The sequence below is a fragment of the Pseudophaeobacter sp. genome, from assembly GCF_039971195.1.
Classification (GTDB): Bacteria; Pseudomonadota; Alphaproteobacteria; order Rhodobacterales; family Rhodobacteraceae; genus Pseudophaeobacter.
Genome location: NZ_JBDWPJ010000110.1, coordinates 14,218 through 39,763, shown reverse-complemented (window position 1 = coordinate 39,763; position 25,546 = coordinate 14,218). Strand labels below are relative to the sequence as shown.

Below are 25,546 nucleotides of genomic sequence, written 5' to 3'. Positions count from 1 at the left end.
AACAGGGCAAACCCTATTGCGAGGCCCATGTCGGCGTGGCCTTCCAGCCAATGAGTGCGCGACGCGACCGCAAACGGTAACATTGCCCCAAGGGCCTCCGGCCTTTGGCACCCGCGAGACGCCGAACAGATATTGCCCTGCGCCCCACCCGGCGCAGGGCTTTTCTTTGCGCTGTAGGCACGGGCTCCAGGTCTACCCAGCACCTTGCAAAGGTCAGGCGACGGCTAGTCTTGTCGCCGGAAGTCACTTCCCCAGGCATGTAGCGCCTCGATAACCCCCCGCAGGCGATGGCCCTTGTCGGTCAGGCTGTATTCCACATGCGGCGGAACAACCGGGTAGACCTTGCGATGCACAATGCCATCCGCCTCCAGTTCGCGCAGCTGTTTGGTCAAGCTACGCTGCGTAACCGTCCCCATACGCCGGGCGAGCTCGTTGAACCGCAGGGTTTCACCCAGCAGGTGGTAGATGATAAGCCCTTTCCATTTTCCGGCGATCTGCTCCAGCGCCGCCTCAACCGGGCAGCCCTCGCTGCAAGAGTATTTTTGAAAGCGCGCCTGGGCGCCGGGAGATGAATTCACAGTATCCATTTTGTACCTACCTGTCATTTTTGTGCGTATTGCCCAAAATGCCTGTACCGCTACATGCAGGGATTTCAGTTGAATGTCAAAGGAGAGCACGACATGTCCCTCACCATCCTCGCACAGATCACCGCTGCCTCGGGCCACGAAGGTCTGGTGCGCGCCGAGTTGGAAAAGCTTATCGATATCACCCGCGCCGAACCCGGATGCCTGAGCTACGATCTGCATCTGGACAACGAAAACCCGCGCCTGTTTGCGTTCTTTGAACGTTGGGAGAGCCGCGCCCTGTGGCAAGATCACATGAACACGCCCCATCTCGCAGCCTATATGCAGGCCACCTCAGAATCTGTTGAAGCCTTTGTTTTGAATGAAATGACCCAAATCGGTTAAGCCAAGGAAGACTGTCATGAAAGCTGTTGGATATTACAAAACCGGTACCATCGACCGGGCAGATGCGCTGGTGGACCTCACCCTTGATCGCCCCAAGGCCTCGGGAAAAGACCTCTTGGTGAAAATTCAGGCCATTTCGGTCAATCCGGTGGATTTCAAAATCCGCCAGTCTCGCCCGGCAGAAGACGGCGCCGCCGCGATCCTTGGCTGGGATGCCGTTGGCGAAGTGGTAGAGGTCGGCGAAGAGACCAGGCTGTTCAAGCCCGGTGACAGGGTTTGGTATGCCGGGGCCATCAACCGATCCGGCACAAATGCCGAATACCATCTCGTGGACGAAAGGATTGTTGGCCATGCCCCCAAAACCCTGTCGGCCGCGCAGGCCGCCGCCCTGCCGCTCACAACTCTGACGGCCCATGAGATGCTGTTTGACCGGCTGCACGTTACAGCCGATGTTCCCGGTGCCACCAGAGCCGTGGTGATCATCGGCGGCTCAGGAGGCGTTGGCTCCATCGCCATTCAGCTGCTGCGGGCGCTCACCGACCTGACCGTGATTGCCACTGCTTCGCGCCCGGAAACACAAGACTGGGTCAAATCCCTTGGGGCCCATCATGTGATCAACCACAGATCCCCCCTGGCACCGCAGATCGAAGCCCTAGGTCTTGCTGCGCCGGGCTTTGTCTTCTCGACGACCCATACTCATCAATACATCGAACAGATTGCCGAGTTCATCGCCCCCCAAGGGCGCTTTGGGCTGATTGACGATCCGGAAGATCTGAACATCATGCCCTTCAAGGCCAAGGCGATCTCAACCCATTGGGAGCTGATGTTCACCCGGTCGCTGTTTGAGACCCCGGATATGGCCCGTCAGGGTGAGATCCTCAATGCGGTAGCGCAGCTGGTGATCGAGGGGAAAGTAACCTCTACCGCCACCGATACCCTGGGGCAGATCACCGCCGAAAACCTGAAAAAGGCCCATGCCATTCTGGAAAGCGGCACCGCCCGAGGCAAGCTGGTTCTGGAAGGGTTTTAAACCGCAAGAGAGCCGACCCATAGGATCGGCTCTCTGCTTTTTGGCCATGGCAGTCGGGCGGGCTTCAGCCCTTGTTCGGTGCTTGGGAGATGAAATTGGGGATTGGATTGCCCGAGGCATCCTTGGGCTCGATACCGGGCCAGTTGCCTTCGGCCAGATTGATATTGCCGGGGATATCCTCTTCCCAAAAACCAACCACATTTTTGGTGATATTCAGATACAGCCGGTCATCCACAATACGCCAGAGGTTCGGATTGCCCGGCACCTTGCCGCCCTTGGAGACCCCATAGGCGCAGTGGCCATCGTATTGCGGCGCATAATAGGCTGGGTTTTCCAGGAACTTGGCCCGGTTTTCCTCATTCGAGAAGGCAAATTTGGCACCGTTGTATTCGGCGGTGATAGCAGAGCTGCCGGGCACTCCGGCTGGCTGCGCCGCTCCGACAGCCACCTGATTCAGGCTGCGATAGGCAACAACGTCATAGCCTGAGACCGCATAGCCGGTCTGATCAACAAACTGTTCGCCCGCAAGGGCCGGCAGGCCAAAGCTGAGGGCGGCAAGGGTGGCAAAGGCAAATCGCTTCATCGGTGTCATTCTCCTGGTTGGTTCGCAGTCTCAAAAGCACTGCGGGCACTATAATCACGCCACTGCGTTTATGGCTCATGCCAAAGCCTAGCCCCTTCGCACCTATGGTGAAATGGGGCTCACGCCACTGTGTTTTACGACCACATTTTTGTGATTGCGCAAATAAATCGCCTGATCATACCTTCCAGTCATTGGAATTTTGGCCAAGCCGCCTATTTTCACTGAACACTCTGCCAGAGCGCCCGCGCCGATGGCAGATCCAACAACGCATGAAAGACAGGGTTTCCACATGACTGATACAAGCTACACCCCACCAAAGGTCTGGACCTGGGAAAAGGGCAATGGCGGTCAGTTCGCCTCGATCAACCGCCCCATTGCCGGTGCCACCCACGACAAGGAGCTGCCCGTGGGCAAGCACCCTTTCCAGCTCTATTCACTAGCCACCCCCAATGGGGTCAAGGTCACGGTGATGCTGGAAGAGCTGCTGGCAGCGGGCCATAGTGGCGCTGAATACGACGCCTGGCTGATCAACATCGGTGAGGGCGACCAGTTTGGCTCTGACTTTGTGGCGATCAATCCAAATTCAAAAATCCCGGCCCTGCATGATCTCACCGGCGAAGCCCCCCTGCGGGTGTTTGAATCCGGTTCCATGTTGGTACATCTGGCTGAGAAGTTCGGCGAATTCCTGCCCAAAGAAGGTGCTCCCCGCACTGAGGTGATGAACTGGCTGTTCTGGCAGATGGGCAGTGCGCCCTACCTTGGCGGCGGCTTTGGTCATTTCTACGCCTATGCGCCGGAAAAATGGCAGTATCCCATCGACCGTTTTGCCATGGAGACCAAACGTCAATTGGATGTGCTGGACCGGCAGCTGGCTGAAACCCGCTTTATCGCTGGGGATGACTACAGCATCGCAGATATTGCGATCTGGCCCTGGTACGGCCAGCTCGTTTTGGGCCGTCTATATAGCGCTGCTGAATTCCTGGATGTGGAAAGCTACAAACACGTCATGCGCTGGGCCAAAGAGATCGACGCCCGCCCTGCCGTCAGTCGCGGGCGAATGGTGAACCGGGCTTTTGGTGAGCTGCACACCCAACTGCGCGAACGCCATGATGCAGGCGATTTTGACACCAAGACCCAGGACAAATTGGAACCTGCCGAAGAGGCCAGCTAGGTTCGGGCTGGATCGCGCCGACGCCTATCAGCAGAAACCGGCGTGCCAATCTCAGGGTGCAAGGGGGCTTTGCCCCCTCGCGCTTGGGCGCTCACCCCCAGGATACTTGGGGAGGCTCCGAAGGAGACGGGGGCAGAGCCCCTTTTTTGACTGGAGCCAAAAATGGCACCTCCAGGGATATTACTTCAGGATTGGTGGGTTTTCCGGATCGCCACCTGGAATTTTAGGCTGATACAGTTTGGGTTCTTCCGGCTGCGGCAGGTCAAAGCGCAACCCCACCCGTGCCAGGCTGGCCCCCATCTGGTCAGAGGCCGCAAAGAAACCTACATCCAGCGCCCCGGCTTCGACACCGGAAAAGGTCAGCGCTTCGCTCACGGCCTTGGCCAGGGCTCCTTCTGCTTCAGGAGCTGCATCCACAAATCCCAGCAGATGCCCCTGACCACCGCCTTGATAGCGCAGTGCCACCAGGTAGGCTGAACTTGCCAGCCCTGCAGCGGTGGCCAGCTTGGCATCCAGCGCCGTCAACAAGACCTCCGGCAGGCCCGCAGGGGGCAGCAACTCTTCAATAGCTGCCTCTACCTGATCTGGCACGTTTTGCAGCGTCTCATGCAGCCAGCCCACCGCCTCTGCGGACAGTAGTGTTGAAGACGGCGCCACTTCTAGGTTTACCCCCAGGCCAATGCCTTGCCCGGCCAACATCTCGACGACGCCACGCCCTGCCAGACCGGCATAGGGCACCGCGCGGCCCGCAAACTGCGCCAGCCGGTCTTCGCGGTCAAACACCAGAACAAACCGGCCCTCCGGGGTTTCAAACAGCTCGGGCGCGATCCGGTCTCCCTCTGGTTCGGCGCTGAGCATCATGAACAGCTCGCTATCTGCCAGCCGTTCATAGAACCGCAACCGCGCCGCATCATCTTCTGGACTGGCCTGCATCAGTGCATGTGCCTGATCCAATGCGGTGCTCTCCTGGCCCGTCTCGCTCATTTCATCAGCTCCTTTACCCGCCCCCGCAGCTCCAGCAACAGCTCAGCTTCAAACCAGGGATTTTTTTTCAACCATCCGGTATTGCGCCAAGAAGGATGTGGCAAGGGAAAGACGCGCGGCGCATGGTCTCGCCAGGACAATACCCGTTCGGTGACCGCCACTTTACCACCAAGATGAAACCCCTGCGCATGTCCGCCAACCAACAGGGTAAGCGCTATATCCGGCAGGCTTTCCAGCACCCGGCTGTGCCAGGTCCGGGCGCAGATCGGCGGCGGCGGCAGGTCAGATTTTTGACTGTTGTAGCCGGGAAAGCAAAAGGCCATGGGCACAATGGCGATACGATCACGATCATAGAACTGCGCCGTGTCCAGCCCCATCCAGTCCCGCAGACGATCACCAGAGGCATCGGTAAAGGGGCGGCCACTTTCATGCACCCGCAACCCGGGCGCCTGGCCTGCAATGAGGATACGTGCGCGCGACCCAAACCAGGCCACCGGACGGGGCTGATGCCGGGTAAAGGTTCCGGCAAACCGCTCCGCACAGATCCGGCAGGATCGAATTTCCTCGCAAAGCTTTTCTGCCTGCACCTCAGATCTCTCCCTTGTGTTCCGTCGCGCTGCCCCAGCATGGCAGAGCAACCCACCCGCCACCACAGAAGCCCCCATTGTTTCCATTTGAAAAACAGTTAGAAAGCAAGAAGATGCATCGTTTCCTGCGCAGAGGGCGCTGATTTTGGACAGAATGGTTAATCAATGGTTGAGGATTTATGCCATAATTCGACATAATAAAGCCCAAATCAAAGCCCATACCCTTAACAAACACGGGATAACCTGCCTCCCGACAAACAAGGCCTCGCAAAACGAAGCCAGCCCCACTTTTCGAGCCCCTCTTCTCAGGGCAGCAACAGGCAACACCGGAACAAGCGATGCTTGAGTTTGAAAATGTCAGCAAGTCCTTCTGGACGGGTACCCAGCGCAAGGTCATTCTAGACCGTGTGTCCTTTCGGGTCGAGCTGGGCAAATCTCTTGGCATTCTGGCCCCCAATGGCACCGGCAAGACCACGCTGATAAATATGATGGCAGGGCTGGAAAAACCGGACGAAGGCGAGATCCGCCGCGGCTGCAAGATCTCCTTCCCGCTTGGCTTTATGGGGGGCGTGGTCAGCCGCCTCTCGGCGCTGGCCAATGCCCGCTACATTGCCAACCTTTATGGGCTGGATCCCGACTATGTCGAAGCCTATTGCCGCTGGCTCTGTGGCCTGGGCGAGTATTTTGACCAACCGATTGGCACCTACTCGTCGGGGATGCGGGCGCGGTTCAGCTTTTCGCTGATGCTGGCGCTGGATTTTGATGTCTATCTGATCGACGAAGGCATGCCCTCCACCACCGATGTGGAGTTCAACAAAAAAGCCGGCTCGATCCTGCAGGAGCGCCTGCAGACCACCACAATCATCATTGTCTCGCATCAGGCGAAGACCCTGGAGAAATTTGCCCGCTCTGCAGCCGTGCTGCTGGATGGGCAATTGAACATGTTTGAAACCTTGGAAGAAGCGAAACAGCTCTATGACTATCAAACCCAAGGCTAAAAAATTCAGAATTCGCCGCAACCCGGCGAGCCCGACAGCCACCTCATCCGGGGAGGCCGCGACCGCACGCCCGGTACCAGCCCCCGATGTGCAAAGCAGTGCCGGTGCGGCCAGCGCCTCGGCCCAAGCCCAGCCGCCACAGCCGACGCCGGGGGCAGAAGCCACGGCCGCTGCCGCCAAGGCAACTCCCGTCGCGCCACCAGCAAAGGCAAACAAGGCGCTGTCTGGTCAGGTCAGTTCGGCCCGCGAAACCAATCTCGAAACAGATATGGACGCCATTCGCCGCGAGGGGCTCACGGGGCGCCAGCTGCGCATGGCCCGGCGCGTGGCGCAAAAACACGACCTGCCGGCCACCTCAGATTTTGACGCCGTAAGACTGTTGCGCGAAAAAGGCATCGATCCGTTCAAACGTGCCAATATGCTTGAACTGGTGGTACCGCAAAACAAAGCCCAACCTGACAACACCCCGGCCGTGGGCAACAAAGTGCAGCTGCCACAAACCGTGCCAGCCGCCAAAACCAACCTGCCCTCCACCGATCTGAGCCCGGCGGAGCGACGAAATCGCGAAATCCAGGACATCCAGCGCGACATCGCCAAACGCCGCCGTCGCAAGCTCACCCTGTTGATGGCGCGGCTAGCCTTCTTTGTGATGCTGCCCACCATTATCACCGGCTATTTTTTCTACGTCGTCGCCACCCCGATGTATGCAACCAAATCCGAATTCCTGGTGCTCAAGGCAGATGGCGCCGGCGCGGTCAGCGGTTTGCTCAGCGGCACCCAGTTTGCCACCAGCCAGGATTCTATCGCGGTGCAGGGCTATCTGCAGTCCAAAGTGGCGATGCTGCGGCTGGACCAGGAAATGGGGTTCAAATCCCATTTCACCCAGTCCTGGATTGATCCAATCCAACGGTTGAACCCGGATCCAACCAACGAAGAGGCCTATAAGACCTATAAACGCAACGTGAAGATCGGCTATGACCCCACCGAAGGCGTGGTGCGCATGGAGGTCTCAGCTGCCGACCCTGAGGTCTCTGCCGAATTTTCCCGCCGTCTGATCAGCTATGCTCAGGAAGAGGTCAACAGCCTGTCCGAGCAAAAACGGACGGATCAGGTGAGCGAATCTGAGGCCGCACTGGAGCTGGCAGAAACCAAGCGCCGCGATGCTCAGCGCCATTTGGTGGAGCTGCAACAGGACGGCATGGTGCTGGATCCCGAAGGGGTCATCCTGTCCCTGCGCTCGCAGATCAACACCTTTGAGATCGAGTTGCAGCAAAAAGAGCTAGAGCTGGCCGCCCTGAAGGACAATGCCCGGCCCAACCGCGCCAAGGTCGCAGGCGTCGAAGCAGACATCAATCGGCTGCGCGTTGTGATCGATCGGCTCAATGACCGGATGACCGATGCCTCCGAAGGCGAAAACTCGCTTGCCAATCACCGGGTGCAAATCCAGATGGCCCAGGCTGATCTGGCGACCCGCGATCTGATGCTTCAATCGGCTTTGCAGCAAGTGGAATCAACCCGCATGGAGGCCAACCGTCAGGTGCGCTATCTGACCACCGCCGTGGCCCCCGTGGCCAGCGAAGAGCCGACATATCCGCGCAAATTCGAAAATACGATTTTGGCATTCCTGATCTTTTCCGGTATCTACCTGTTGTGTTCACTCACAGCATCCATTCTCCGGGAACAGGTTTCATCGTAAGTCATGAAAAACATCCAAGTCGCCGACCTCACCATTGGCAATGATCGCCCCCTGACCATTCTGGCTGGCCCCTGCCAGCTGGAGAGCGCCGATCACGCGCAGATGATTGCAGGTACCCTCAAAGAAGCCTGCGACAAGGCCGGGGCGCAATATGTCTTCAAAGGCTCTTACGACAAGGCCAACCGCACTTCGATCAATGCCAAGCCTGCACTTGGACTGGAAAAGGGTCTGGAGGTTCTGCAATCTGTCAAAGACAGCATCGGCGTGCCGGTGCTGACGGATATCCACGAAGCTGATCATTGCGTGCCTGTGGCCGAAGTTGTCGATATCATGCAGATCCCGGCTTTCCTGTGCCGTCAGACCTCGCTCTTGCTGGCGGCCGGGCACACTGGTGCAGTGATCAACGTCAAAAAAGGCCAGTTCCTGGCGCCTTGGGATATGCCCAATGTGGTGGCCAAGATCGAAAGCACTGGCAACGAGCGGATCATGCTGACCGAGCGCGGCGTCTCCTTTGGTTACAACCGTCTGGTGGTCGATATGCAGAGCCTGCCGGAAATGGCCCGCACTGGCTATCCGGTGGTAATGGACGCGACCCATGCGGTGGCCCAGCCCGGTGGCTTGGGCGGAGCCTCGGGTGGCCAGCGCGAATTTGCCCCGGTTCTGGCCCGCGCCGCTGTCGCAACCGGTATTGCCTCGGTCTTTATGGAGACCCATGAAGATCCGGATAATGCACCCTGTGACGGTCCCAATATGATTTACCTGAATCAGATGCCCCAACTCATTGAAACGCTTATGGCCTTCGACGCCCTCGCCAAAGCCAACCCGATTTCCATTTGACCCCCAAAGGGATTTTTTTGAGATGAAAAAGCCAAGCTCCCCGGTGCAGCCAAACACCTGGAATTTTTTGCGCGACCCGATGATCACCCCAACCGGTTTTCGAGAATATGACGCGCGATGGAAGTACCCCGAGGAAATCAACCTGCCTGGCATGACCGCCCTTGGCCTTGGCCTTGGCACCCAGATGCACCGCCGCGGTATCGAACCCGTGATTGCCGTGGCCAATGACTACCGCGATTATTCTCTGGCGATCAAACAGGCGGTCATTCTGGGCCTGATGCAGGCCGGCATTCAGGTCAAGGATATCGGCCCTGCGGTCTCTCCCATGGCCTATTTTGCCCAGTTTCACCTGGATGTGCCTGCGGTTGCCATGATCACTGCCAGCCATAACCCCAATGGCTGGACCGGCGTTAAAATGGGTTTTGAGCGCCCGCTGACCCACGGCCCGGATGAAATGTCAGAGCTGCGCGACATCGTCTTGAACGGCGAGGGCGAACCCCGCCCGGGTGGCTCCTATGAGTTCGTCGATGGGGTCAAGGAAGCCTATCTCGACGATCTGGTGGGGGATTTCAAAATGACCCGCAAGCTCAAGGTGGTCTGCGCCACTGGCAATGGCACCGCTGCCGCCTTTGGGCCTGAGCTGTTTGAACGTATCGGCGTCGAGGTTGTGCCCAGCCATAACGAGCTGGATTACACCTTCCCCCATTACAATCCCAACCCCGAAGCCATGGAAATGCTGCACGACATGTCGGCCAGCGTCAAAGCCTCGGGCGCTGATATGGCCCTGGGGTTTGACGGCGACGGTGACCGTTGCGGCGTGGTGGATGACGAGGGCGAAGAGATCTTTGCCGACAAGGTCGGCGTCATCATGGCGCGGGATCTGAGCAAGCTCCATCCCAATGCAACCTTTGTGGCAGACGTCAAATCCACCGGACTCTTTGCCTCGGATCCTGAGCTGCAGAAAAACGGCGTCACCGCCGACTACTGGAAGACCGGTCACAGCCACATGAAGCGCCGGGTAAAGGAAATCGGTGCCCTGGCCGGCTTTGAGAAATCCGGTCACTATTTTCTCGCGGAACCTGTCGGGCGCGGCTACGACTGCGGCATGCGCGTCGCGGTGGAGATCTGCAAGCTGATGGAGCGCAACCCCGATATGTCGATGTCGGACCTGCGCAAAGCCCTGCCCAAGACCTGGTCGACCCCAACCATGTCGCCCTACTGTGCCGACACCGAAAAATACGCGGTGCTGGAGCGGCTGGTGGCCAAACTCGTCGCCAAACATGAAGCCGGAGAAACCTTGGCAGGACGTGCCATCAAAGAGGTTGTGACGGTCAATGGCGCCCGGGTGATCCTCGACAATGGCTCCTGGGGGCTGGTGCGGGCCTCTTCCAACACGCCAAACCTGGTTGTGGTCTGCGAAAGCTCCGCGAGCGAAGACGAAATGCGCGCCATATTTGCCGATATCGACGCAGTGATCCGAACCGAACCTCTGGTGGGTGACTACGACCAGACCATCTGATCCGGTCAACCTGACCTGATTAATCTGACCGAGCCAAGCTGGCCCGATCTAAGTGTTTCCCCTGCCTTGTGGCAGGCGACCCGGGCCCGCCTATCGGCGGGCCCCGGCTTTTCTTGCAAACCTGTCTCGCCCCTGGGCGAGCCAATTTAGCCAAGAAAACTCTCAACAGACTTCTGGCGAAATCTCAGAAACGCGCAGCTCTGCCCTCTAGGGGTCAATCGCCCAGCAATAGGCGCTGCAACTGATCCTTGGCCTCTTGTTCGATGCGATCGCGGATCACCTGGTTCAGGTCCTGTTCCGGGGCGATCTCCACTTCCAGCTCTTCGCTTAATTTCTCGCGCAGCTGATCCTTGGCTTCCTCTTCAATTGCATCAATCTCCGGCTGCAGGGCGTTTTCCAGATCCGGGCGGATCTTCGGATCAGCCCAGGGGCCAGTGATGGCAACCGGAATGGTCAGCCCGGCGCCGCCATTGGCGCCGGCAATTGTCGGCGCAAAGCGATAGTCGAGATCCTGCGCCCCAAGCCCGATCCGGCCCGCGCCATCCGCGCGCAGCCCTTTGAGAGTCACCAGCAGATCTTCGTTCTGCAGATTGCCGCCCTCGATCACATAGCTGCCAGTCAACTGGTCAAACACCGTGCTGCCGCCATTGCCCTGGCCGGAACGCATCAAGGCTTCCAGATCAAAGCCAGAGAAAAAGCCCTTACTGACCTCCAGCCACCCTTTCCCTGACAACGACCGCATCAAAGCATCCAAAGAATTTCCAGAAGCCAGATACTCCAGCTCTCCCAGCGCCTCGCCATTCAAGCGGTCATATTCCATGATCTGTCCCAGCGCCTGCTCCAACCGCACCCCGCGGTAGCTGAGCCGACCCCCAGCCGAAAACCCATTGCGGTTGTTCGCCACCACCTGCCCCTGAACCGTGCCGCCAAACAGCGCCGCCGGTTGCAGTTTCAGCACCGCCCGCGACCGATCCAGCGACAGGGAAAGCTTGCTGGCGCCAAATTCATAGCCCGCCGCTGACAGACTGCGAAAGCTGAGCACCACCGTGCCATTCGCCAGCCCCAGGGCTGAGGCATCAATCACCTCCTGCGACCAGCCCGAAGAAGCTGCGCCAGCTCCCGCAGCACCATCAGAGGAAGTACTGCCGACAAGCCCCGCAATGGCCAGATCACCGCCATTCAGCTGCGCCGTGACCTGCGGCACCTCGGTAAAGGCAAGATCCATCGCCCCCTCCAACGCATTGCCATCCAGATCCAGCGTCATATCCCGCAGCGCCAGACGGGCATCATTGGTATAGGTGGCATCCGCCCCTATGGTTACCTTTTGACCCAGCCCCTTTGGCAGCGCGATCCCCGGCTGGCCCAGAACCGCAAGGAAAGCGCTGGTATCGGTGGTCTTAGCCGTTACCCGCCCGGTTGCCGCCCCGGTCAGATCGGCACGGCCATCAAACCGAACAAAGCCCCCCTCAGCCACGACAGAAGCGCCAACCGAAGACACCGCTCCGTTCAAAAACGCCGCAAAAGTCCCAATTTCGGCCTCAACCTGCATTGGCTCCCCTTTGGGACGCAGGGTCAGATCCATATTCACCGTGCCGCTGGGATCGGGCCAGCGCAGCACTATGTCTACTGCTGACATCTCTACCGGCGCGCCCACGCGTGGCTGATACTGCATCGAGGCCCCTGTCAGGGTGAGTTTCTCAATACTGATGGGCAGAACAGCCGCCTGGTTCTCCGGCGCAATCGCTGCAGCAGTCGCGGCCTCATCGCCCCCGGCCAAAACCCAGTTTCCCTGACCATCCGGCCCTTCCGACAGATTCAGATGAGGCAGTACGGCAGAAACTTCGGTTACCCGCACCTTGCCACGCAACAAATCCCCGGCAGAAATGCCAATCGACAGCCGCTCTGCGGTCAACATTGGCTCGGGACCCGCCCAGGGTGCATTGGACAGCGACACCCCGTCAGATTTCACCCCAAGAACCGGCCAAAGGGAAAACCGCACCTTTCCATGAAAGGTCAGCTTGCGGCCGGTTTGGGCCTCAAGCTGATCTGCCGCCAATCCGGCGACCTTTTCGCCTGGCAGCATAAACAGCACCACGACCAAAACCACCAGGGTCGCCACCAAGGCCCCAAAAATCCGCAAAATCAGCTTCATCAGCCCGCTCCTCATGTCTTTCCCCTGTTCTCGGGGTCTGCACCCAGCTTACCTGCTCAAAAGGAGGGCGCAATGCTTGACTGGGGCAAAACACTGGCGCCGGGGTCTAGGCTAAGAGCTCATAACCGGTAAATGACGAAAGCTGCCTGGGCGATTGTGGACAGGAAGGCCTTTGGGAAAGTGTCGGAACATATTGCTACGCGCCACCAATCCATGAGCCTGCCGAACATGACCTCATTAGCACAGCCTGTAAGTGCATTGTGCAGCCAAGTCACGGGAGGGGCCGTCGGGCCAGTGGCGCGGCAAAAGCCCGATGGAAGGGCCTTGCCCGGCCTCTCGTCTGAACAATGAGTGCTTGCCAGCTGCCTTTGTGCGAGGAGTGGCTGAACGCTTTGCGCGGCCGTTTTTCTTGCCTCCTCGCCCATTCCTGTTATATGCGCGCTCATGACCAGCAATCCGCCAGAACTCCGCCCCGACCTCGCCCCAAAAGCCCTGATGGGGGATACCCCGCGCGCCGGCCAGCCAACGCTTGGCATGGTCTCGCTTGGCTGCCCCAAGGCCCTGGTGGATAGCGAGCGCATCCTCACCCGGCTGCGGGCCGAGGGCTACGGCATCTCGCCTGACTACGCGGGCGCCGATGCGGTGATCGTCAATACCTGTGGGTTCCTCGACAGTGCCAAGGCCGAAAGCCTTGAGGCCATCGGTGAGGCCCTGAAGGAAAACGGCAAGGTCATCGTCACCGGCTGTCTCGGCGCCGAGCCGGATTACATCCGCGAGCATCACCCGCGCATTCTCGCCGTCACTGGCCCGCACCAATATGAGCAGGTGCTGGACGCGGTGCATGCCGCCGTACCGGCCGATCCCAACCCCTTTATTGATCTCCTGCCCGCCACCGGCGTGCAACTGACCCCGCGCCATTTCAGCTATCTGAAGATCTCGGAAGGCTGCAACCACAAGTGCAAATTCTGCATCATTCCCGATATGCGCGGCAAGCTGGCCTCACGCCCAGCCCATGCGGTGCTGCGCGAAGCTGACAAGCTGGTCAAGGCCGGCGTGCGCGAGCTTTTGGTGATCTCACAGGATACCTCGGCCTATGGGCTGGATCGCAAATATGACGTGAACCCCTGGAACGATGGCGAAGTGCGCAGCCATATTCTGGATCTGAGCCGCGAGCTGGGCAAACTGGCCCCGGCGGATGAGCTCTGGGTCCGGCTGCACTATGTCTACCCCTACCCGCATGTGCGCGAGCTGATCCCGCTGATGGCGGACCCGGACAATGCGCTGCTGCCCTATATGGATATCCCCTCCCAGCATTCGCACCCGGATGTGCTGAAACGCATGGCGCGCCCGGCACATACCGCCAAAACCCTGACCGAGATCGCCGCTTGGCGCGAGATCTGCCCCGATATCACCCTGCGCTCGACCTTTATCGTCGGCTACCCGGGAGAGACCGAGGCCGAGTTCCAGCATCTGCTGGACTGGATGGATGAGGCGCAGCTGGACCGGGTGGGCTGTTTCAAATACGAAAACGTCGATGGCGCGCGATCAAACGTCCTGCCCGATCATGTGGCGGAAGAGGTAAAGCAAGAGCGCTGGGAGCGGTTCATGGAAAAGGCCCAGGCCATTTCCGAGGCCAAGTTGCAGGCCAAGGTCGGCCAAGTCTGTCAGGTCATTGTTGATGACATCGACGAAGACGGCATCGCCACCTGCCGCACCAAATCCGACGCGCCCGAGATTGACGGCAACCTGTTCATCGACGAAGACACCCAAGGTCTCTCGGTTGGTGATCTGGTCACGGTCGAAGTGGACGAGGCCGGCGATTATGATCTTTGGGGGCGTGTGGCCTCCTAGAAATGGTCCGAGGGTTCATTTCAACCAATTGCGAGCGGAGCCCTGGATAGAAACGCCCCCTAGGATCAATTCCCGAACCTACGGGCGGAGCCCGTATTCACCCGCTCAGATCCCACTATTGGCCATTTCACACTTCAGCCCGGACCGAGGGAAGAAAGCAAAGCGGCCGCCCCTTTTCCAGAGGCAAACCTTTGGTTTGACGGGCGGTCCCGGCGCTCCACAGTCTTTGACTGTGGACTGAAAGCAAGGTGTTGAGCCGGTGGCAGTGGCGGATCTGTGAAAGCCACTCCGATTTTCTGGAACCTAGCTTTTGGTAGGCTGGTCCTACCCTCGGGCGCGCAGCTGTTCCAAGGCCGGTCGGTTGAGGCAGAACTCCGGGATGTCGCCTTTGGTAGCGGCTGGATTAGCCAGCCATTGCACACAGGCCTGCAGGCAGTTGGCGCTGCGGCAGCGGGTCACCATTGCCGCGTAGTCGCCCGTCGAAATGCGCCCTTCGCGCATGGCATCCCCCAGATCCGCCCCGGCCAGTTTTGCGACGGCGCGCAGCTGCCAGAAATGCCGGTTGAAATCTCCCAAAGATCCCCGCTCAACCTGCCAGTCTCTCATCCACTGCCCCTTCCGGCTCCCTTGGCCTCTTTGCCCGTCCTCAGGCTTTTGTCGCATCCCTGCGCAGCTGCATCAGGCGTGCAGCATTGCAACAACTGTGCGGCGGCATCGGGGCCTCAGCGCCCGCAGTGCGCTCCGCTCTCCGCTCCTGCGCCTCCAACCAGTGCCGACAACCCTCTGGCGTTTCACAGCCCCGACATGAGGTGATCATCTCAGCCCAATCCTCGGCGCTGATCTCGCCCTTCTCGAAGGCCTCTACCAGATCCGCGCCCAGGGTTTTCCCCATGCGGGCCAAAAGTTGCAGATGGTGCATTGCATCGCCAAGAGGCTGCATCGGAATACTCCTCAACTTGCGGCCAATGGCAATGGTGCCCACTCAGGGGTCGAACCGCCTTGGCCAAGGGGGCCTTTTGCGGGGCTAAACAGTGGTGTCTTGCAAAAACCCGAGGAGATCGCTGTTGCGACAATAGTCCGGGGCCATTGCCAGATCAGTAGCGCCCGAGGATAATTGCGTCGCGCAAGGACCAGGGTGGGCACAGCGACTGCAGCGCAGCACCGCCTCGGAAATCTCGTCAAATTGCAACCGGCCAGCGATCGCCTCCTCCTCGAGGTCCAATCCCAGAGCCTGGCTCATGCCATCAAACAGAGCAGCGTGTTTTTTGAGAGTAACAAGGTCGCGCACAGATCTTCTCCCGCATAGGCTGATAGAACAGTGCTACGGGCTGACGTGGAAAAAAGCCTTGATGCAGATCAACGAGGGTCAGCCGGGGTATTGATCCAGATAGGCGCGCACCGCGTCCTGAACCCGGCGAAACCGATCTCCTCCTAGTTTTTTGCCGCCATACCAGCGTGTTACGATCACGATATGGTCGCGCAGCCCTTCGCGTTCCAGCATCCGCAGGATCACCATTGCCGCGCCGGACTCGCCATCATCAGCCTTGAGCCCGCCTGTTGGCAGCAGCGCTGCCCAGGTATTATGCGTTGCCTTGGCATAGCTGCGATCACTTTTCAGGCTTGCCAGCACCTGATCAACCTCAGCACGGGAGGTGACGCACGCGCCCGTCACCGCATAGCGGGACCCACGGTCGGTCAGGACGACTCCCAGTTTACAAAGGGAGAGGGAAGTCTCATCCGAAGGGCGCATAGTGGCGTGGTTCCGTTTGGGCAAAAGTCAGAGGTCAATTCAACCCATAACGGTCGATGGTCTGCTGCACCACCCGCACCCGGTCAGGATTCGCCGGATGGGTCCCCAAAAACTGATCGCCCGGATCCGGCAGACGCTGAAAGAACAGCACCCCGACACTGGGACGGTACCCCGCCTTATGGGTGATCACAGTGCCAAGCTGATCGGCCTCCAGCTCAAAATTCTTGGAATAGCTGCGGGCGCCAACACCAGCGCCAATGTCCTGCGCCACCGAGACATCTGCCGCCGAGCCCCCTGCCGCCGTGGCCAGACCAGCCAATAGCACTGCACCCAGCGCGGCATTCTGGCTTTGCCGGGCCAGGTGGCCGCGAATGTGATGCGCTGCCTCATGCGACATCACAAAGGCCAGCTCGTCGCGATTGGCGATCTGGCCCAGCATCGCCTGAGTAAAGGTGATCACTGGCCGCCCCGATCGGTCCAGGCTTTGATAGGCATTGGGCGGCGCTTTGGCATCCGGGTGTATCTGGATCAGGAAGTCACAATTCACCCCCGAGGTCATCTCGCGGCAGCTGCGTTCGGCCACCGGTTCAACGTTGCGGGTCACTGCCGCAAAGGCCTGACGTGCCTGCCCCGGTGCCATAGCTGATGCTTTGCGCGCCGCCGGTTGCACCGCAGTTGACGAGGCCGGAGGTGGCGCCAGCTCATAGTCGACGCCACAGCCCGCCAGAGCGAGCAGCGATAGGGCAAAAAGTGGCTTCAGGCTAAGATGGCGCATTGGAATTTCCCCGAAAATCTTGCTCGATCATAGCCCGCAATCTAAGCAAGGTACACTCAGGGTTGGTATTTGCAGGGCAGTGGCAAATTCACGCTGAGACGGTTACCTGCCGCGGCTTCAACCCGTGGGCGTTCTATCCGCCGACTTGCAAGCGATTGAGAAAGCGGGCAGACTTCTGAGTATGTTTAGCATCGAACATGAATTTGACTGCACCGCTGTGACCCTTGTGGATGAGGGCGACAGCCCGCTGCTGGAAGATGTCACGCTCAACGCCTTTGCCGAGTGCGTCACCATCGAACAGCTGGATCCGCGCACTGATATGGTTCAGAAAATCACCCTCTCTGCGATCCAGGTACGTGACCTTGCCGCAGCGCTGGATCTGCCCGAAGGGGTCTATCGTCTGGTCAAGGACAAGACCTGATCCTGTATCTGATCACACTATTGCGCTTGCGGACCAATATAGGCAAACAGCTTGTGGCGCGTGGTCTTGCCCTGGCGCAGCTCCAGATGAGAGGGCGCAACGCCCATGGCCCTGGCCAAAAGTTGCCTGACGGCTTCGCTCGCCTTGCCCTGTTCTGGGGCAGCAGTCACCGTGATCTTTACCTGACCTTTTTCTACGATGACGGCATTGGATGAGGCCTTTGGCACAGCCTTCACCGCGATCATGCTGTCTGCAAAGGCCAGATGGCACAGATCTGGCAGGTCTTTTTGTTTTGGCTTCCCCATAGGAGCTATGCATGCCCGCTCCCCCAGCTGTTGGCTACAGGCAAATCAACCGGGGAATTGCAAAAGCTCAAAACCTAAGCCCCCAAAAGCGGGACATCTCGTGCCTCGCTTGGTAAGAAGGCCGCAAACAGGCAGAATTCGAGGTCAGTTTGCTACTGCCTCTTGATTTTCCACCCAGCGGAGCCGAGATAGTCGGCATTGATGTAAAAAGGCTTTACATATGACACAACGCAATGATGAGGCCCTCGCCTTCCTGCAGTCGCGCCGGTCCCGCCCGGCCAAAACCCTGGTGGCGCCCGCGCCAACACGGGACGAGCTGATGCCCTTGCTGACCGCCGCCGCCCGCACCCCGGATCATGGCAAGCTGGAGCCCTGGCGCTTTGTCGTGGTCGAAAAGCCAGCGATGGCGCGGCTCGCAGATCTATCCGAATCTGCCGGGATCAGGCTGGGCAAATCAGACGACGACATAACCAAGGCCCGCAGCCAATTTGAGCTTGGCCATCTGGCTGTAGTGGTGGTCGAAGTACAAAAAGACAGCCCCAAGGTCCCCGCCATCGAGCAAAGCTACAGCGCAGGGGCTGCCTGTCTGGCTCTGGTCAATGCCGCGCTGGCAGCGGGCTGGGGCGCCAACTGGCTGTCGGGCTGGGCCAGCCACGATCGTGGCTTCTGCCAGGCAGGTTTTGCCCTGGCCGACAATGAACGCATCGCCGGTATCGTGCATATCGCCACCGAGGGCCCCAAGCCGCCCGAACGTCCCCGGCCGGACCTTTCGCTGCTGACAACATGGATGACCGAATGATTTTTGACTGCTTTTTCAAGACCCTGAACCAGACCGGCGATCCTCGATTTCGCCGGGTTCTGTTTCTCGGCATTGGGCTGACCCTGGCGCTCCTGGTCTCTGCGACAGTAGGCTTTCTGCTGCTGGTGCAATGGGTCACCTCAGGCTCGCTTCACCTGCCCCTGGTGGGTGAAGTCACCTGGCTGGGCGATCTCTTCTCAGCGGGCGCGATACTGCTGATGATGTTCCTCTCGGTCTTCCTGATGGTGCCGGTGGCCTCGGCCATTACCTCGATGTTTCTCGATGATGTGGCCCAGGCGGTCGAAGACAAACACTTTCCGCATCTGCCTGAGGTCGCGCCGGTGCCCCTGTGGACGGCCCTAAAAGATACAGTGAATTTCCTCGGCGTGCTGATGGCAGCAAATATTCTGGCGCTGATCCTCTACGCGATGTTCCCCCCCGCCGCGCCATTCATTTTCTGGGCCCTCAACGGATTTTTGCTGGGGCGTGAGTATTTCACCCTTGCCGCCAGCCGTCGCCTTGGCCCCGTCGAGGCCAGAAAGATGCGTCGCAAACATGGTGGAACAATCTGGATGGCAGGGATCCTGATGGCGATGCCGCTCTCGATCCCACTGGTCAACCTGGTGATCCCCATCCTGGGCGCGGCGACCTTTACCCATATTTTTCACGCGCTCTGGCGCGAGGGCTGACGCAGTAGGGTCCGACCCCCGGCATGTGCCCCATGGCCGCTATGGCTTCAGCCCTGGCCACTTTTGAGAGGGGAGTCCAAACCCTCCCGCCCCCGCAGGTGCTTCGGCAAAGCCGAAACCCCTTGGCGGCCTTGGGCCCGGCAGCGCGCCTTTGGCACGCTGCCGGGCCCAAGGGGAGGTGATCTTTTGTCAAAAAGGATGCCGACGGGCGGGAGCGCTCGCCTCTACCTCTTCTATTGTCTGTGCCAATCTGTGGCCTGTAGCGCAGGCTAGCCCATTGACCAGGCAATCCCGTCACTCAGGATCAGGCAGCCGGTCAAACCAGTCAAAATCATTCACAGTAATCGCACCCGACAAGATGATGCCGGCAAGGACCAACCACAACAGACAAGAGATTCCCGTTGTGATCAGCGCCTTTTGCTTGAGATAGTGGTTCTCGGGCGCGCCCGCATGGGTGCCGGGTTCGATCACGCCCTTGTCGCCCTGGGTCTCGATGCGGATCGGGATGATGACCAGAAAGGTCAAAAACCAGATCACTGCAAACAGTACCAGCCCTGAAGTAATTGCCATAGGTCTCTATCCTTGCATGGACCCTGGCCCCCGCCTCTACCGTGGGGGCCAGGTAGGCTGTTAAACCTGTTCGAGTTCGACCAGGCAGCCGTTGAAATCTTTTGGGTGCAGGAACAAAACCGGCTTGCCATGGGCGCCGATCTTTGGCTCGCCACTGCCCAGAACCCGGGCGCCCTCGGCCAGCAGATGATCCCGCGCCACCAGAATGTCATCTACCTCGTAGCAGATATGATGAATACCGCCGGCCGGATTCTTTTCCAGAAACCCCTTGATCGGCGAGTTTTCACCCAAAGGGTAGAGCAACTCGATTTTGGTATTGGGCAGCTCGATAAAGACCACCGTCACCCCGTGATCCGGCTCATCCTGCGGCGCGCCAACATTGGCCCCCAGGGTGCTGCGATACTGGGCCGAAGCGGCCTCTAGGTCGGGAACGGCTATGGCGACGTGGTTCAGGCGTCCAATCATGATCTGGTTTTTCCTCGGCTATGCGTCTGTTGCAGCCTTATGGGCAAAACCCACCCCGCTTCGCAAGTGCGCCAATGCGCCCAGCCTCTGTTATCACGCGAGGTTTCTCCCGAGGGCCACCACATTTGTTCTCCACCTGCGGCCCTCAGGAGCACCTCCCATGGGCTGTTAACTTCGAATTAGCCTCAAATTCATAGCGTCTCTGGGTATCCCGCTAGGAGTATGAGTTATGGACGATTCGGAACTGTTTGCAGCCGCCCAAAGATTGCCAAGTGCCCGCCGACCGCTGTTGGGGCTGACCATTTTGGTCATCGAAGACAGCCGCTATGCCTGCGAGGCCCTGCGCCTGCTGTGCCTGCGCAGCGGGGCGCGTATTCGACGGGCCGATTGTCTAAAATCTGCGCGCCGTCACCTGCAGGTCTACCGCCCCTCGGTGGTGATTGCAGATGTGGGACTGCCGGATGGTTCCGGGCTGGATCTGATCAAGGAAATGAACGAGGCCCGCCCACGGGTGCGGATCATTCTTGCCATATCAGGTGATGAAAACACCGAAGAAGCCACGCTCGAAGCCGGCGCCGATGGTTTCCTTGCCAAACCAATCACCTCGCTGGCCGCCTTTCAGAACGCCATTCTGTCGCGCCTGCCAGATGATCGTCAGCCCACTGGCCCACGTCAGGTCAGCGATGAAACTGTTGAACCTGACCCGCTCGCCTTTCTCGACGATATGGCCCATGCAGCAGATGTGTTGAACGACAGCCAGGAAGAGAAAACCCTGGACTATCTGGCACAGTTTGTTGGTGGTGTGGCCCGCAGCGCCGGCGATGGCCCGCTGGCCAAGGCTGCGGATAATCTGGCCCGCGCCAGATCCGAAGGCCGCCCGGTCGCCAGTGATGCAGCCCTGATTGCCGGGCTGGTGCAGGAACGCCTGGAACGAAAGATCGCCATCTGACAATGGTCGAAATCCTCGTAACCTCTCTGGCAACCCTGGCCATTGTGCTCTATCTGCAGGCGCGCAATAGCGCCCGGATCATCCGGCGCAACCGCGATAATGCCCGCGACCCAAGCCATTCGCTGCTGATCCATCCCAGCGATCACTAAACGACAACGTCAGGCCGGAGCTCCAGGTCTGAGCCTGTCGCCAAGATGCATCCTGAAACAGGCCTATCTGGCGATGATACATCCGGGAAAACCCGCATACTTGGGGCTCTGCCCCCACGCCAAAGGCGCTCCCCCGGGATAATTTTTTTGGCCAAATGAAAGACGCAGCCCCCCTGAGCGGGGCAGGGATGACCGCGTTGGCGCGCATAAAAAGCCCCCCGAGAGGGCTCTCGGAGGGCGAAGGTGTCACATGCGATGCGCCTTACTGATCCTGAGGGATCACCCGCAGGCCCAGCTCCATCAGTTGGTCAGACATCGGTTCGGAAGGCGCCGACATCATCAGATCTTCGGCGCGCTGGTTCATCGGGAACATGATGACCTCGCGGATATTGGCCTCATCGGCCAGCAGCATCACCATCCGGTCGATACCGGCGGCGCAGCCACCGTGGGGCGGAGCGCCGTATTGGAAGGCATTGACCATACCGCCAAAACGTTTCTCCACCTCGTTCTTGCCGTAGCCGGCAATTTCAAAGGCTTTGAACATGATTTCGGGCCGGTGGTTCCGGATCGCGCCAGAGACCAGCTCGTAACCATTGCAGGCCAGGTCATACTGGTAGCCCAGCACCTCGAGCGGATTGCCCTCAAGCGCCTCCATACCGCCCTGCGGCATCGAGAAGGGGTTGTGTTCAAAGTCGATCTTGCCGGTTTCCTCGTCGGCCTCATAGATCGGGAAATCGACGATCCAGGCAAAGGCAAAGCGATCTTTGTCGGTGAGGCCCAGCTCTTCGCCGATGACATTGCGGGCCCGGCCTGCAACACCTTCAAAGGCTTTGGGTTTACCACCCAGGAAGAAGGCGGCATCGCCGACCTCAAGCCCCAGCTGCTGGCGGATCGCCTCGGTGCGCTCGGGGCCGATGTTCTTGGCCAGTGGTCCTGCGGCCTCATTGCCGAGGGTGATCTCGCCGGATTTGACCAGGGCGTTGACCTCTTTCACGGTGATGCCGCGTTCCTGGGCAATGCTGTCGGGCGACTGTTTGCGCCAGAAGATATAGCCCATGCCGGGCAGGCCTTCTTTTTGTGCAAAGGCATTCATCCGGTCGCAGAACTTGCGGCTGCCGCCTTTGGGGGCGGGAATGGCACGGACTTCGGTGCCCTCTTGTTCAAGCAGTTTGGCAAAGATGGCAAAGCCGGACCCGGCAAAGTGTTCGGAGACCACCTGCATCTTGATCGGGTTGCGCAGGTCGGGCTTGTCGCTGCCATACCAGAGCGCCGCATCGCGGTAGGAGATCTGCGGCCATTCACTGTCGACCTTGCGACCGCCGCCGAATTCTTCGAACACGCCCTGCATCACCGGCTGGATGGTGTCAAAAACATCCTGCTGGGTGACAAAGGACATTTCCAGGTCGAGCTGGTAGAAATCGGTGGGCGAACGGTCGGCGCGCGGGTCTTCATCGCGGAAACAGGGCGCGATCTGGAAGTATTTGTCAAAGCCCGAGACCATCATCAGCTGTTTGAACTGCTGTGGCGCCTGAGGCAGGGCGTAGAATTTGCCGGGGTGCAGACGCGAAGGCACCAAGAAGTCACGCGCGCCTTCAGGCGAGGAAGCGGTGATGATCGGGGTCTGGTATTCGTTGAAGCCCTTGTCCCACATGCGCTTGCGGATAGACGACACCATGTTGGAACGCAGCAACATGTTGGCTTGCATCTTCTCGCGGCGCAGGTCGAGGTAGCGATAGCGCAGGCGGGTTTCCTCCGGGTATTCCTGCTCACCAAAGACCATCAGGGGCAGCTCTTCAGCCTTGCCCAGCACTTCGATGTCGCGGATGAAGACTTCGACTTCACCGGTGGGCAGCTTGTCGTTGACCAGGCTCTCGTCGCGGGCCAGCACATTGCCGTCGATGCGGATACACCATTCAGAACGGACCTTTTCGATCTCGGCAAAGACCGGGCTGTCCGGGTCTGCCATCACCTGAGTGATGCCATAGTGGTCGCGCAGATCGATGAACAAAAGGCCACCGTGATCTCGGACTCGGTGAACCCAGCCCGAGAGGCGCACGGTGTCGCCGACGTTGGATTTGTTCAGTTCGGCGCAGGTATGGCTGCGATAGGCGTGCATGGCGTGACCTTTCGGTATGCGGGTCTAGTCTCTGGTCGGGCCGTCATTTGGACCACGCGCGCAAGAGCACGCGAAAACGGCGCAGAATTCGTCTGGGCCGATACACAGGGTTGCGGCGCTGTTGTCAAGCAAAGCTGGCAAATTCAGCGCAGTTGGCGGACCAAATTGCCGGTGTTTCGCCGCGCAGGGAATTGACGAGGGCGATACTGCGCGCTCCTGCCAGGTCTTCCAGTGTCAGAACAACCTCGCGCACTTGGCCCGTGTTCAGCAGGCTTTGGCGATAGACCCCCGGCAAACAGCCCGAAGTCAGAGCGGGGGTCAGCCGTGTACCATCCGGCATGGTCAGCACCAGATTGGTAATGCTGCCCTCGCAAAGCTCACCGCGTTCATTGCGAAACAGCACCTCGTCGATCCCTGTCGGCAGCCCGGTGCGGGCCTGATCATAAAGCGCCCGGCGCGTGGTTTTATGGCGCAAGAAGGGATCATCTGACCTGAGCCGTGCCGCAGAGACGGCAAAGCGCCAGGCCTTTGCCGGTTCGGGCATCACCCCGGAAGTGAGCTCTACCCGGCCATCTGGCGCCAGGGTGAGACGGCAACGCAAGGACCCCTGCCCCCAGAGAGCATCAATGGCCTGCAGAACAGCATCCGGGTCAAAAACAATGTCAAACTGCGCCGCCGAGGAGGCCAATCGGTCGAGATGCAGATCAATCCGCGCGATCTTTTGACCTGGCACATAGGCAAAGGTTTCGATCAGGCGGAAATTGGCATCGTCCTTGATTGTATCTGGTTTAACTCGGCCTGATCTGAGGGCGTCAGGGTTGACGTCAGCTGGGCGAAACGGGCTTTCCATAGGGCTTCCTCATACTCCGACTGCGCGGTGCTGTCCCAGACCACGCCGCCGCCGACGTTCAAAGTGGCGCAGCCCTCTTCTACCATCAAGGTGCGAATGGCCACGTTGAATTCAGAGGCCCCATCCGGGGCCATCCAGCCAATGCAGCCACAATAGATGTCGCGCGCCCAAGACTCCAATTCCGACAAGATCTCCATGGCGCGGATCTTTGGCGCGCCTGTGATTGACCCGCAGGGAAACAGCGCCTGCAGGATATCTGCCAGCCCCACATCGGGCCGCAGCTGAGCCTGCACGGTAGAGACCATCTGATGCACCGTGGCGTAGCTTTCCACTGCAAAGAGGTCCGGCACTTTGACTGAGCCAAATTCTGCGATCCGCGAGATGTCATTGCGCAAGAGGTCGACGATCATCAGGTTCTCAGCCCGGTTCTTTTCATCCTGCTGCAGGTGCGCGCGCAGGCGCGCGTCAGCAACAGGATCCGGGTGGCGCGGGGCGGTGCCCTTCATCGGGCGGGTTTCAATCCGCCCCCGGGCATCCGTGCGGAAAAACAACTCCGGTGAGCGGCACAAAATGTCTGGCAGGCCTTCCTGCAGAACCATTGCTCCATGGCCGACCTGCTGACGGGCGGCCAGGGCGGCATAAAGATCCTCGGATCGGCCTTGGTATGTGACATCAATCGGAAAGGTCAGATTGGCCTGATAGATATCCCCGGCTGCGATTGCTTGGTTCACTGCGGCAAAGGCTGTGCAATAGCGTTCAAAACCCCAGCGCGGGCGCAAAGGGCCCAAACCAGCGGCCCTACCAGAGCCGCCTCCATGTTTCGCGCGCGAAACAGTTGCGCAGTGTCGCTGAGGGTACTCAAAGACCCCAAAACACAACAAAGGCAGCCGGCGCCCGACCGGCAGCCGGGCCGCAAGGCTGGGTTCCAGCGCGTAGCCAAGCTCATAACTGGCGTAGCCTGCGAGCCAGTGCCCCGCGGCCTTCGCCGCATCCAGAGCCGCAAAGGCCTCTGGCACCTCGTCGGCAGAATCAGCCCGGATCAGCTGTAGCGGATCACAAAACCGCAGCCCGCCCCCCCGGCCACCGCCCTGGCTGCCCTGATCTGGTCCCTGATCAAATTGGATCTGCACCCGGCACCTCAAATTTCCACCATTTCTCTTGCTGCCGCTTATATCTGTACGCTATGCGAACAAAAACCATAAAAGCGGCAATTCGAAGCGTGTTGCCGATCCCTCTTGCACCTTTTTGCGCTACCCCTATAACGCAGGACAATTTGGGCACTTGGGGGTGCCCGACTCGCCAATAGACACAGACCGACCTGCCAAACCGCCT

General features: G+C 59.5%; 29 protein-coding genes and 1 pseudogene. 14 read left to right on the top strand and 16 right to left on the bottom strand.

Annotated features, from left to right (window positions below):
- Positions 1 to 80 (top strand): annotated as a pseudogene (locus tag ABJP42_RS09945) (GcrA family cell cycle regulator); the annotation flags it as partial.
- A gap of 144 nt (positions 81 to 224) precedes the next feature.
- Here ABJP42_RS09945 and ABJP42_RS09940 read toward each other — a convergent pair.
- Positions 225 to 587 (bottom strand): winged helix-turn-helix transcriptional regulator, encoded by a 363-nt coding sequence (locus tag ABJP42_RS09940; RefSeq protein WP_348340154.1) that lies wholly within the window; start codon positions 585 to 587, stop codon positions 225 to 227.
- A gap of 93 nt (positions 588 to 680) precedes the next feature.
- On the opposite strand from ABJP42_RS09940, the gene ABJP42_RS09935 reads away from it, so the two are divergent.
- Together ABJP42_RS09935 and ABJP42_RS09930 are read left to right on the top strand one after the other, a co-directional pair.
- A complete protein-coding gene (locus ABJP42_RS09935; protein ID WP_348340153.1) occupies positions 681 to 968 on the top strand; it encodes a putative quinol monooxygenase in 288 nt (95 codons plus the stop codon).
- Positions 969 to 984: 16 nt separating this feature from the next.
- Positions 985 to 1,998 carry a zinc-binding alcohol dehydrogenase family protein gene (locus tag ABJP42_RS09930; protein ID WP_348340152.1) on the top strand — a complete coding sequence of 338 codons (1,014 nt, stop codon included), beginning with the start codon at positions 985 to 987 and terminating at the stop codon, positions 1,996 to 1,998.
- 64 nt (positions 1,999 to 2,062) lie between these two features.
- Here ABJP42_RS09930 and ABJP42_RS09925 read toward each other — a convergent pair whose 3' ends face one another.
- A complete protein-coding gene (locus ABJP42_RS09925; protein ID WP_348340151.1) occupies positions 2,063 to 2,581 on the bottom strand; it encodes a YHS domain-containing (seleno)protein in 519 nt (172 codons plus the stop codon).
- A 289-nt stretch (positions 2,582 to 2,870) separates the two neighbouring features.
- Here ABJP42_RS09925 and yghU point away from each other — a divergent pair, with 289 nt between their 5' ends.
- Positions 2,871 to 3,752 (top strand): glutathione-dependent disulfide-bond oxidoreductase, encoded by an 882-nt coding sequence (yghU, locus tag ABJP42_RS09920; protein ID WP_348340150.1) that lies wholly within the window; start codon positions 2,871 to 2,873, stop codon positions 3,750 to 3,752.
- A gap of 180 nt (positions 3,753 to 3,932) precedes the next feature.
- Here the strand turns inward: yghU and ABJP42_RS09915 are convergent, their stop codons facing one another.
- A complete protein-coding gene (locus ABJP42_RS09915; protein WP_348340149.1) occupies positions 3,933 to 4,736 on the bottom strand; it encodes an SseB family protein in 804 nt (267 codons plus the stop codon).
- Positions 4,733 to 5,323 (bottom strand): uracil-DNA glycosylase family protein, encoded by a 591-nt coding sequence (locus ABJP42_RS09910; RefSeq protein WP_348340148.1) that lies wholly within the window; start codon positions 5,321 to 5,323, stop codon positions 4,733 to 4,735. The genes ABJP42_RS09915 and ABJP42_RS09910 overlap by 4 nt, the downstream gene beginning before the upstream one ends.
- Before the next feature lie 338 nt (positions 5,324 to 5,661).
- Here ABJP42_RS09910 and ABJP42_RS09905 point away from each other — a divergent pair, with 338 nt between their 5' ends.
- Genes ABJP42_RS09905 through ABJP42_RS09890 form a run of 4 tightly spaced genes read left to right on the top strand, consistent with a single transcriptional unit; the run spans position 5,662 to position 10,373 of the window.
- Positions 5,662 to 6,321, top strand: coding sequence for an ABC transporter ATP-binding protein (locus tag ABJP42_RS09905; RefSeq protein ID WP_348340147.1), 660 nt, complete (start codon positions 5,662 to 5,664; stop codon positions 6,319 to 6,321).
- A complete protein-coding gene (locus tag ABJP42_RS09900; protein ID WP_348340146.1) occupies positions 6,299 to 8,017 on the top strand; it encodes a KpsE/RkpR family capsule polysaccharide export protein in 1,719 nt (572 codons plus the stop codon). The genes ABJP42_RS09905 and ABJP42_RS09900 overlap by 23 nt, the downstream gene beginning before the upstream one ends.
- 3 nt (positions 8,018 to 8,020) lie before the next feature.
- Positions 8,021 to 8,854: a 3-deoxy-8-phosphooctulonate synthase gene (gene kdsA, locus ABJP42_RS09895; protein ID WP_348340145.1), complete on the top strand. Its 834-nt coding sequence runs from the start codon at positions 8,021 to 8,023 to the stop codon at positions 8,852 to 8,854.
- 22 nt (positions 8,855 to 8,876) lie between these two features.
- A complete protein-coding gene (locus ABJP42_RS09890; protein ID WP_348340144.1) occupies positions 8,877 to 10,373 on the top strand; it encodes a phosphomannomutase/phosphoglucomutase in 1,497 nt (498 codons plus the stop codon).
- A 214-nt stretch (positions 10,374 to 10,587) separates the two neighbouring features.
- Here ABJP42_RS09890 and ABJP42_RS09885 read toward each other — a convergent pair whose 3' ends face one another.
- Positions 10,588 to 12,525 carry an AsmA family protein gene (locus ABJP42_RS09885; RefSeq protein WP_348340143.1) on the bottom strand — a complete coding sequence of 646 codons (1,938 nt, stop codon included), beginning with the start codon at positions 12,523 to 12,525 and terminating at the stop codon, positions 10,588 to 10,590.
- Between the two features lie 444 nt (positions 12,526 to 12,969).
- Here ABJP42_RS09885 and rimO point away from each other — a divergent pair, with 444 nt between their 5' ends.
- Positions 12,970 to 14,376 carry a 30S ribosomal protein S12 methylthiotransferase RimO gene (gene rimO, locus ABJP42_RS09875; protein WP_348340142.1) on the top strand — a complete coding sequence of 469 codons (1,407 nt, stop codon included), beginning with the start codon at positions 12,970 to 12,972 and terminating at the stop codon, positions 14,374 to 14,376.
- 324 nt (positions 14,377 to 14,700) lie between these two features.
- Here the strand turns inward: rimO and ABJP42_RS09870 are convergent, their stop codons facing one another.
- From ABJP42_RS09870 to ABJP42_RS09850, 5 genes are all read right to left on the bottom strand, one after another.
- Positions 14,701 to 14,982, bottom strand: a complete 282-nt coding sequence (locus ABJP42_RS09870; RefSeq protein WP_348340141.1) for a DUF6455 family protein — start codon at positions 14,980 to 14,982, stop codon at positions 14,701 to 14,703.
- A gap of 40 nt (positions 14,983 to 15,022) precedes the next feature.
- The gene (locus ABJP42_RS09865; RefSeq protein WP_348340140.1) at positions 15,023 to 15,316 is read right to left on the bottom strand and encodes a DUF6455 family protein; all 294 of its coding nucleotides are present in this window, start codon (positions 15,314 to 15,316) and stop codon (positions 15,023 to 15,025) included.
- A gap of 84 nt (positions 15,317 to 15,400) precedes the next feature.
- Positions 15,401 to 15,664, bottom strand: a complete 264-nt coding sequence (locus tag ABJP42_RS09860) for a DUF6455 family protein (RefSeq protein ID WP_348340139.1) — start codon at positions 15,662 to 15,664, stop codon at positions 15,401 to 15,403.
- 78 nt (positions 15,665 to 15,742) lie between these two features.
- Positions 15,743 to 16,126 (bottom strand): YigZ family protein, encoded by a 384-nt coding sequence (locus tag ABJP42_RS09855; RefSeq protein ID WP_348340138.1) that lies wholly within the window; start codon positions 16,124 to 16,126, stop codon positions 15,743 to 15,745.
- Positions 16,127 to 16,160: 34 nt separating this feature from the next.
- Positions 16,161 to 16,901 (bottom strand): M48 family metalloprotease, encoded by a 741-nt coding sequence (locus ABJP42_RS09850; protein ID WP_348340137.1) that lies wholly within the window; start codon positions 16,899 to 16,901, stop codon positions 16,161 to 16,163.
- A gap of 181 nt (positions 16,902 to 17,082) precedes the next feature.
- On the opposite strand from ABJP42_RS09850, the gene ABJP42_RS09845 reads away from it, so the two are divergent.
- A complete protein-coding gene (locus ABJP42_RS09845; protein WP_348340136.1) occupies positions 17,083 to 17,322 on the top strand; it encodes a DUF8831 family protein in 240 nt (79 codons plus the stop codon).
- 17 nt (positions 17,323 to 17,339) lie between these two features.
- On the opposite strand, the gene ABJP42_RS09840 is transcribed toward ABJP42_RS09845, so the two are convergent.
- Complete coding sequence (locus tag ABJP42_RS09840) at positions 17,340 to 17,627, bottom strand: DUF167 domain-containing protein (protein ID WP_348340135.1); 288 nt, start codon at positions 17,625 to 17,627, stop codon at positions 17,340 to 17,342.
- Positions 17,628 to 17,847: 220 nt separating this feature from the next.
- Between ABJP42_RS09840 and ABJP42_RS09835 the strand changes: the two genes are divergently transcribed.
- Positions 17,848 to 18,426 (top strand): nitroreductase family protein, encoded by a 579-nt coding sequence (locus ABJP42_RS09835; RefSeq protein ID WP_348340134.1) that lies wholly within the window; start codon positions 17,848 to 17,850, stop codon positions 18,424 to 18,426.
- On the top strand, positions 18,423 to 19,115 hold the full coding sequence (locus ABJP42_RS09830; protein ID WP_348340155.1) for an EI24 domain-containing protein: 693 nt from the start codon (positions 18,423 to 18,425) through the stop codon (positions 19,113 to 19,115). Before ABJP42_RS09835 ends, ABJP42_RS09830 begins: the two co-directional genes overlap by 4 nt.
- Positions 19,116 to 19,409: 294 nt before the next feature.
- On the opposite strand, the gene ABJP42_RS09825 is transcribed toward ABJP42_RS09830, so the two are convergent.
- Together ABJP42_RS09825 and mce are read right to left on the bottom strand one after the other, a co-directional pair.
- On the bottom strand, positions 19,410 to 19,685 hold the full coding sequence (locus tag ABJP42_RS09825) for a DUF1467 family protein (protein ID WP_348340133.1): 276 nt from the start codon (positions 19,683 to 19,685) through the stop codon (positions 19,410 to 19,412).
- Between the two features lie 60 nt (positions 19,686 to 19,745).
- On the bottom strand, positions 19,746 to 20,150 hold the full coding sequence (gene mce / locus ABJP42_RS09820; protein WP_348340132.1) for a methylmalonyl-CoA epimerase: 405 nt from the start codon (positions 20,148 to 20,150) through the stop codon (positions 19,746 to 19,748).
- 229 nt (positions 20,151 to 20,379) lie between these two features.
- On the opposite strand from mce, the gene ABJP42_RS09815 reads away from it, so the two are divergent.
- Both ABJP42_RS09815 and ABJP42_RS09810 read left to right on the top strand, forming a co-directional pair.
- On the top strand, positions 20,380 to 21,099 hold the full coding sequence (locus tag ABJP42_RS09815; protein ID WP_348340131.1) for a response regulator: 720 nt from the start codon (positions 20,380 to 20,382) through the stop codon (positions 21,097 to 21,099).
- 2 nt (positions 21,100 to 21,101) lie between these two features.
- The gene (locus ABJP42_RS09810; RefSeq protein WP_348340130.1) at positions 21,102 to 21,248 is read left to right on the top strand and encodes a hypothetical protein; all 147 of its coding nucleotides are present in this window, start codon (positions 21,102 to 21,104) and stop codon (positions 21,246 to 21,248) included.
- A 262-nt stretch (positions 21,249 to 21,510) separates the two neighbouring features.
- Here ABJP42_RS09810 and aspS read toward each other — a convergent pair whose 3' ends face one another.
- The 3 genes from aspS to ABJP42_RS09795 all read right to left on the bottom strand — a co-directional run bounded on the left by aspS (position 21,511) and on the right by ABJP42_RS09795 (position 25,344).
- Positions 21,511 to 23,364: an aspartate--tRNA ligase gene (gene aspS, locus ABJP42_RS09805; protein WP_348340129.1), complete on the bottom strand. Its 1,854-nt coding sequence runs from the start codon at positions 23,362 to 23,364 to the stop codon at positions 21,511 to 21,513.
- A gap of 124 nt (positions 23,365 to 23,488) precedes the next feature.
- Positions 23,489 to 24,097 (bottom strand): aminotransferase class IV family protein, encoded by a 609-nt coding sequence (locus ABJP42_RS09800; protein ID WP_348340128.1) that lies wholly within the window; start codon positions 24,095 to 24,097, stop codon positions 23,489 to 23,491.
- 17 nt (positions 24,098 to 24,114) lie between these two features.
- The gene (locus ABJP42_RS09795; protein WP_348340127.1) at positions 24,115 to 25,344 is read right to left on the bottom strand and encodes an aminodeoxychorismate synthase component I; all 1,230 of its coding nucleotides are present in this window, start codon (positions 25,342 to 25,344) and stop codon (positions 24,115 to 24,117) included.
- Positions 25,345 to 25,546 lie beyond the last annotated feature (202 nt).